Below are 7,972 nucleotides of genomic sequence, written 5' to 3'. Positions count from 1 at the left end.
GTCCTTTCGCGTCAGCGGGACGGAGTCCTTTCTTTTTACCAGGCTAAAAGTAGCTGAAAGCACACTATGCAGATCCAGAGCCGCCAACAGTAGAAGAAGTAGAAGAAGATGATAGCGTTCCAGGGATCCCAGACGTGCGTTTTGATGCCTACGACCCGGGCGAGGGGTTTTACGACGAGCTGTTTTTGGGGCGTAACCAGCCCCGTCCTGAGGCGATCCCGTTGATTGAGCGCATTCATTCTCTGGAAGAAGGGGAACTGCAGCAGCGGCAAGCGGCAGCACAGGCGGCCCTCTTTCAGATGGGGGTGACCTTCAACGTCTATGGCGATAGCCAGGGCACGGAGCGAATTTTCCCCTTTGACATCATTCCCCGCATCGTCTCGGCTTCCGAGTGGCAGCGGCTGGAGAAGGGCCTTAAGCAGCGCATCCACGCCCTCAACCTGTTCATCGACGATGTCTATCACGACCAGAAGATCCTTAAGGATGGGGTGATCCCTGCCGAGCTGATCGAAACGGCCAAGGGATTTCTGCGGCCCTGTGTGGGGCTCAACCCACCGGGGAGAATTTGGTGCCACGTCACCGGCACCGACCTGGTGCGGGATCGGGACGGAACTTGGTACGTGCTGGAAGACAACCTGCGCTGTCCGTCGGGAATCTCTTATGTGCTGGAAAATCGGCGGGTGATGAAAAGCACCTTTCCCTCCCTGTTCAACACCATGGGGATCCGCCCGGTGGACGACTACCCTAGCCATTTGTTGGATACTCTGCTTAACCTGGTGCCGCACCTAGCCAACCCAACGGTGGTGGTGCTCACCCCCGGCATCTACAACTCCGCCTACTTCGAGCATTCTTTCCTCGCCCAGCAGATGGGGGTGGAGCTGGTGGAAGGGCGGGATCTGGTGGTGGCCGATGGCTATTTGCAAATGCGCACCACCAAAGGGCTGCAGCGGGTGGATGTGATCTACCGCCGCATCGACGATGACTTCATCGATCCGCTGGCCTTTCGCCCCGATTCTCTACTGGGGGTTCCGGGCCTGTTTGAGGTTTATCGGTCGGGGCGGCTGGCGATCGCCAACGCTTTGGGAACGGGGGTGGCGGACGACAAGGTGATCTACGCCTATGTGCCGCAGATGATCCGCTACTACCTGGGAGAAGAGGCCATTTTGCCCAACGTGCCCACCTACCTCTGCTGGGATCCTAAGGATCAGGCGTACGTACTGGAAAACCTGGACAAGCTGGTGGTGAAGGCAGCCAACGAGTCAGGCGGCTATGGCATGCTGATGGGATCCCAGGCTACACCGGCAGAGCGGTCTGCTTTTGCCGAGAAAATCCGCGCCCAGCCGCGCAACTACATCGCCCAACCCACCCTGTGCCTTTCTCGCGTGCCCACCTTGGTGGATCGGGGAGAAGGCCCCCGTCTAGAACCCTGTCATGTGGACTTGCGGCCCTATATCCTCTACGGCAAAGAGATCTACGTTCACCCAGGGGGGCTGACCCGCGTCGCCCTCAAGAAGGGATCTCTGGTGGTGAACTCCTCCCAGGGGGGCGGCAGCAAAGATACCTGGGTGCTCTGCGCGGATCCCGGCTGTTGAGAGACGGCTTGCAAAATAGGTTCAGAGCCGCTCGCCCGAACCTCTGCTCCACCGGCCAAAGCGGCTGGCATGTTGAAGCGCCAGATCCACGTAGTGCTGGGCGTGAAGGCCCAGTTGCTTGACCTCTTCCTCGGTGAGGGTGCGGATAACCTTAGCCGGGATCCCCGCCGCCAAAGAGCGAGGTGGCACAGACCGGGTGACCACTGCTCCAGCTCCCACCATGCTGCCTGCCCCGATGGTGACCCCGTTCAAGATAATGGCCCCAATCCCGATCAGACATCCCCCCTCGATGTGGGCACTGTGGATGACTGCTCGATGGCCTATGGTCACTTCCTCGCCAACCAGGGTCGGCTGTCCGGGATCCCCGTGCAGAATGGCTCCATCTTGGATATTGCTGCGGCGGCCAATGACAATGGGCGAGAGATCCCCCCGCAAGATGGCCCCGTACCAGATGCTCACCGCTTCCGCAAGTTGGACATCGCCGATCAGTGTGGCATTGGCGGCAATAAAGGCTGCCTCATCTACTCCCGTCGGCTGCCGATCCAGCCCAATTGGCCAGGTGTCCTGTTTTTCTCGTTGCATTTAGAGTCGAGGCCGTTCATGTCAGTTGGGCTTGACGTTGAGAGAGTAGAGGGGATTCAGACGGTTGCAAGGGGCGAGTGGCAAAGAAAGTTTCGTAGATACAATCGCCAACATGGTTCATTTGTAGCTGCAATTTGTCGAGAAACTCATGTAAGCCCTGCTCCATAATATCGTCGATGGTCAGGTAGTCCAGCTCAGAACGCAGGCGGCCCAAAGCTCGCTCGCTGGGATCCCGCCAGGTATCGGCTGGGGTGCCGGTGATTTGGTGCAGGGATCGATCTGCGTGAATAAGACAAAACTGAATAGAGCGGGGAAATTGCCGATCCAAAATCAGGAAAGAGGCCACCTCTCTGGGATTGATGCGGTGCTGGCGGCTGTATTTCCGGTACATTTCATAAGCACTGGCCGACTTCAGCAAAGCAATCCACTGCAACTCATCCAAAGCCGTACCCACATACTGCAGAGAGGGCAGCAAGATAAAATACTTAACGTCCAAAATGCGCGCCGTTTTGTCTGCCCGCTCCAAAAGACGGCCAATCTGGCCAAAGTGCCAACCTTCCCCGTGGGTCATGGTGGCATCCATCACCCCGGCGAATAGGTGGCTGGCCAGCTTCACTTCCGTGAAAAAATCATGGAGCTGACTCAGGTGGGGGCCTTGCTGAGCCGCTTCTTTGACCATCAAATAAAAGCGGTTGACCCGCTCCCACATTTCTGAAGAAATGACCTCCCGCACAGAGCGGGCATTTTCCCGCGCCAGCCGCAAACAGGAAAGGATGGAGTTGGGGTAATCCCTATCAAAAGCCAGGAACTGGATGACTGTTTCTTGGGTTGCCTGGCCATAGCGTTGGTAAAACAGCTCCTGATCCCCAGTGGTGTAGACAATGGGATCCCACTGCTGGGCGGGACCGCTGGGCAAGTCTAGGATGAGGTTGAGATTGACATCGATGAAGCGGGCGATGTTCTCGGCGCGCTCCACGTAGCGGTTGAGCCAGTAGATGGAATCGGCCACGCGACTCAGCATGCTGTTACCTCCTCTGGAGTTTCTTGTCTCTGCGCTCCGTTCAAACCCAGCAGGCGGAGCAGCCGCCGCAGCTTCACCAGCAGCACCCCCGTCAGGCCGGTCAAGATCCACCCCATCCACTCGGCTGCAGTACCCAGATAGCGCACCTGCACGCGATGATCCCCCGGCGGGATCCGCACCTGCAACAGCCCCAGTCCATTGTGCTCGGCAGATGTGAGGCGACCATCCACCTGTACCCGCCAAGCAGGGTAGTAAAACGTGCGCAGGACTACCCATCGGTCCTGAGCAGTGGGGTTAACGGCCCGAAAACGACGATAGCCATAGCTCCACCGTTCCACTTCCAACAGTGGCTCCAGATTGCCTTGCTCTTGTCCAAAATCCACTACGTCCCCCTGCCACCGCAGCAGCGGATCCACCTCTGGGGGCGGCATGGGCAGAGTTGCTTGGCGAGGTCGGTATTCCAGCACATCCACCAGCGCCAGCCCATCGGGAAAGATCCAGTGCCAGTGAAGAAAAGCGATGCCCGGTCGCTGCTGGGGCTCATTGGGAAATGGCTTGGCGGCAGACAGCTCTTGAAAAGTTTGGATGGTCTGGGGGTCAAACCAGGCTCTGGACAAGACCTGCCAGCCCTGCCAGCTTTGTATCCCCATGGCCAGACCTATCCCCACAATCAAGAGGATCCTCCAGCCCTTTTGTCCCCACCCCCAGGCGGCCAGGGATCCCAACAGCCAGGGCACGGTTACCGCCGTCACCGCCATCCAGCGCCAAGAAAACTGAATGCGCCGCAGGGGCAAAATCCACTCGTAGAGCCAACCCAGCAAATCCGTCATCATCAGCAGGGCCACCAAGCTGGCCCCCAAGCTGTAGAGCAGGATGGCTTTGGCCAGGGGAGCAGAGGATTCTAAGGCACCATGGGACTCCGTCTCGCCAGCACGAGCGGAATGGATTGGGGTCATCCCCCTTGTCCTGCGGGCCAGCCAAGTTGGGAGAATCAGGATTCCAACACCCAAGACAACGGCTACCATCCAGAGCCAGTACCCTACCAGGCCGCTTTCAAACCAGTGCTGCGTCAGTTGTGGCTGGAGCTGGGTCAGCCCACTCAGCATCAGGCGATGTTGGGGCATGTACTCTTCGACAAAATTCACCAACTCCACCTGGATGAGGCGCTGATCCCAAAAGGCTGGCAGCAGATAAAACGCCGTCCACCCCAGCCCCAGCCCAAACCCCAAGTAGCAGCGCCCCACCCTGGGCCAGAGGGGATCCCAGCGGCCCAGCACCCAAGGCAGAGGCAGCCAAGTTAGCGTAAAGACCAGCAAAGTGGGCAAGTGAGATAGGGCCAACAGGCCATAGCTGATGGCCAAGGCCACAATCGGCCAAAGGGACTGGGGCCGGCAGATCACCTGGACTGAGGCCCAGAAAATCCAGGGAGAGACAGCAATGGCCCACACTTCCCCCATTGCCCCCCGTTGATAGATATCCACCAGCCAATAGGGGCCGGCCATACCCGCCAGAGCCAAAACCAGAGCCCAAGCCCAGGGGATAAGTTGCCGGAGAAGGGCATACAGCCCTGCGCCAAAGACCGCCATCGCCAAGCCCATGCTGGCCACCAGGGATCCGGGCATATCCAGCTCCAGCAGGCGAAACGGCAGAGGGGCCACCATGCACAGAGGGGGGTAAAAGGCAAAGGTAGGATTGCCGTAGCCGAAGTTGGAATACTCCAGCCAGCGGGGGTAAAACTGCCCGCCGAAAAACTGTCGTTGATACTGAAAGGCCCAACTGAGGTTGAAGTGAGTGGAGTGAGTCATGGGATAGCCCTGGCGCAGCATGGGCCAGAGCAGCACCCCAATGCCCGCCAACAACCCTAGCCCAACACCCCTCTCTGGTTGTTGCAAAGCTTTCAGCATTTCTCGGCGTTATCCCGATCCTCTGCCTCGAAAGGCCCAGACTTCCCCCCATACTTGCGCAGCAGCCGGATGTGTTCGATCACCATCGTCTTCTCCAAGGCCTTGGCCATGTCGTATAGGGTGAGGGCGGCCACCGAAACTGCTGTCAAAGCCTCCATCTCCACCCCTGTTTGGGCGTTGGTTTTCACTGTAGCGGTGATCAGAAAGCCGGGCAGATGGGGATCCGGATTCAGATCCACGGTGACGCTGCTCAAGGGGAGAGGATGACACAGCGGGATCAGATCGGCGGTGCGCTTGGCAGCCATGATCCCGGCCAGCCGGGCCGTTTCCACCACATTCCCTTTGGGCCCTTGACCGGCCAGAATAGCCTGCAAAGTCGTTTCTGACATGCGTACCTGCCCTTGGGCAGTGGCCAAACGGGCAACCGTGGGCTTATCTCCTACTTCCACCATCTGTACTCGGCCAGAGGCGTCCAGGTGGGTGAGGGTTTGGCCAACAAAGGACTCTGTCCTGCTGGCGCGACTAGAACTCGAATCCGATGGCACCCCGGCCTCCCACAATCCTTGAGAGCTGAAGAGTTGGCTTAGGCTCCGATGAGGTCGGCAAATCGGCAACCAGACCCGCAGGGACTTGACAACTAGTAGCGAATCCAGGCGTAGGCGGCATCAGAGAGCACCGGCACCTCGGCGTAGTGGCCGCGAATGTTTTGCACCCAGGCGTAGACGGTGATGGCAATCACCCCCAAGAGAGCCGTGGTGGCCAAAATGCTGACCATCGCCGCCAGACCAAGGCTGCCAAAGAGCATGCCAAACGCCTGCATCAGCACCTGCACCAAGAACAAGGCAATGTTGAGCAAGAGCGCCTGGATGGTGTTGAAGCGAACAAAATGGGCTACGCGGGTGTTGCGGATCACCAGGAACAGGAGAGCCAAACACACCCCCATTCCCAGCCAGCCCATGGCCAGGGGCACCAGACGAAATAGAGGCGCAAAAATGGGGATCAGCCCTGGCAGAGATTGAAACAACCCAGAGGGCAAAAAGCCCAAGGGCAGAGCCGATACCAAAGGCAAAAGGTAGGGAAGGGATCCCCACAGCCGATTGATGGGAGTGATGTCGCCGCGCCAGGTCATAATCCGTCGATCCCCATAGGTGCAATGGTTACTGGAGCTGGCTTGTCGGTGCGCTTCTGGGATCCCCACCAGCTAAAGATTCAGAGAGAGAAAGCAACACCCAAGCCTTGGGCCTATTGTAGTCGATGGATTTGGGTGGCTCAACGCGCTTGGCCGCAAGCCGGCTTCTGCTTTCCAGTGAGCAGAAAAACTGGAGGCCAAAACGTTCAGAGTGAGCGCTCCGATGAATCCAGGCTGATATAATCAACGGCAAATCCTGGCTGCATACCGGTTTTTTGGGTTCTTTACATTTTTCAGCTTCCACCATGAAGATTTCATTGTCTCCCGCTGCTGGCGTTGTCGGAGCTTTCCTCTGGCAAGTTTGGTCTGGGCTCATTGGTTTTCTCAACGACCGTCTGTTGCCGGAGCGCTATCACATTCGGCCCGAAGCTTTGCCGGAGTGGATTGCCCAGGTGTGGGCAGGCTATCTGCGCTATCGGGAAGCCTCTCGTCCGGGGGCGATCCAGTTTCGCGGCTTGACGGTGGATCCCAGCCGAGATCTGCGCTCAGCTCACCTCGGATCCCGTCCGCTCCGCTACCGCGGCTGCCCCATGGAGACGGTTGCCCGACCTGGGGATCCCTCTCCTGCCGTCCAACCCATCCCTGAAAAGGCTTTTGTGCCCCCCTACTGGAGACTTCTTAATGCGCTGCGCTTGAAGTTGAGCCTGGCCGATGTCGATTGCTATCCGGTCACTCCGGCCCTGCAGCGGGTTTACCGAGGTCGAGAGTTTTAACACCGCTCTGCTGCTCTGCACGACAGTGGAGTTTTAAGGCTGGGGATCCCTGCAGTGGGTGGGGATCCCTTTTTGGACTTTGTTCGCGACAGCGGGACGGAGTCTCCGGATTGGACTTGTAGGTTTGGGTGCGGGTGGTTTCTCCTGAGGGGAAAGCTGAGAAAGACTGCAAAAAAACTTAAGGTCACTTTCCCGCTGTGGGATAGTGGATAAAGAAGAACATGGTGCTCCGCACCGCCAACGCAATGAGCTTTGTTATGTCCAAAAGCGGCGTGCTCCTGCTGAACTTGGGGGGGCCAGAGACCCAGGCCGATGTGCAGCCCTTTCTTTACAATCTGTTTGCCGATCCCGAGCTGATCCGGCTGCCGTTTCCCTTCTTGCAGCGGGCCTTCGCCTGGGCCATCTCCACACTGCGGGCCGAAAAATCCCGCCGCAACTACGCGGCCATTGGGGGGGGATCCCCCTTGCGGCGCATTACTGCTGAGCAAGCGCGAGAACTGCAGGCCCACCTGGTGGCTGAGGGCTATGACGTGCCGGTGTATGTTGCCATGCGCTACTGGCATCCGCTGATCGAGTCGGTGGTGCAGCAGATCAAGTCGGATGGGATCACCCGCTTGGTGGTGCTGCCGCTTTACCCGCAGTATTCCATCAGCACGACGGGATCCAGCTTTAAGCTGCTGGATCGGCTCTGGGCTGAAGATCCGGAGCTGGCATGCATCGAGCGCTGCCAGATCTGCTCCTGGTACGATCAGCCTCAGTACGTGCAGGCGATGGCCAGAGCAATTCGGGAACAGTTGGATGGATTTGCCGAGCCCGAAGGGGTGCATGTGCTGTTCAGCGCCCATGGCATTCCCGAAAGCTATGTCACCGAGGCCGGGGATCCCTACCAACGGGAAATGGAAGCCTGCGTGCGGCTGATCTGGAAGCAGGTGGGACGCCCCAATGACCACACCCTCTCCTATCAAAGCCGG

Annotated in this window: 8 protein-coding genes; 3 read left to right on the top strand and 5 right to left on the bottom strand. The window is 58.6% G+C overall.

The genetic code is table 11. The annotated features are described in order from the left end of the window. Positions 1-134 precede the first annotated feature (134 nt). Positions 135-1,592, top strand: coding sequence for a circularly permuted type 2 ATP-grasp protein (locus NW856_RS10080; RefSeq protein ID WP_414400096.1), 1,458 nt, complete (start codon positions 135-137; stop codon positions 1,590-1,592). 21 nt (positions 1,593-1,613) lie between these two features. Here NW856_RS10080 and NW856_RS10075 read toward each other — a convergent pair whose 3' ends face one another. From NW856_RS10075 to NW856_RS10055, 5 genes are all read right to left on the bottom strand, one after another. Further along, positions 1,614-2,174 (bottom strand): gamma carbonic anhydrase family protein, encoded by a 561-nt coding sequence (locus NW856_RS10075; protein ID WP_414400094.1) that lies wholly within the window; start codon positions 2,172-2,174, stop codon positions 1,614-1,616. A 16-nt stretch (positions 2,175-2,190) separates the two neighbouring features. After that, positions 2,191-3,195: an alpha-E domain-containing protein gene (locus NW856_RS10070; protein WP_414400092.1), complete on the bottom strand. Its 1,005-nt coding sequence runs from the start codon at positions 3,193-3,195 to the stop codon at positions 2,191-2,193. Continuing rightward, entirely contained in the window at positions 3,189-5,099 is a 1,911-nt protein-coding gene (locus NW856_RS10065; RefSeq protein WP_414400090.1) for a hypothetical protein, read from the bottom strand. Before NW856_RS10065 ends, NW856_RS10070 begins: the two co-directional genes overlap by 7 nt. After that, a complete protein-coding gene (gene moaC, locus NW856_RS10060; protein WP_414400089.1) occupies positions 5,093-5,644 on the bottom strand; it encodes a cyclic pyranopterin monophosphate synthase MoaC in 552 nt (183 codons plus the stop codon). Before moaC ends, NW856_RS10065 begins: the two co-directional genes overlap by 7 nt. Before the next feature lie 92 nt (positions 5,645-5,736). Next, entirely contained in the window at positions 5,737-6,228 is a 492-nt protein-coding gene (locus tag NW856_RS10055) for a Tic20 family protein (RefSeq protein WP_414400088.1), read from the bottom strand. Between the two features lie 305 nt (positions 6,229-6,533). Between NW856_RS10055 and NW856_RS10050 the strand changes: the two genes are divergently transcribed. Beyond that, a complete protein-coding gene (locus tag NW856_RS10050; protein WP_414400087.1) occupies positions 6,534-7,001 on the top strand; it encodes a hypothetical protein in 468 nt (155 codons plus the stop codon). Between the two features lie 257 nt (positions 7,002-7,258). Further along, a partial coding sequence (gene hemH / locus NW856_RS10045) for a ferrochelatase (protein WP_414400098.1) occupies positions 7,259-7,972 on the top strand: 714 nt, incomplete at its 3' end.

Source organism: Synechococcus sp. R3-13 (assembly GCF_047462195.1).
Classification (GTDB): domain Bacteria; phylum Cyanobacteriota; class Cyanobacteriia; order Thermostichales; family Thermostichaceae; genus Thermostichus.
Note: the sequence above shows the minus strand (reverse complement) of the source record. Positions and strands in the feature narration are given on the sequence as shown.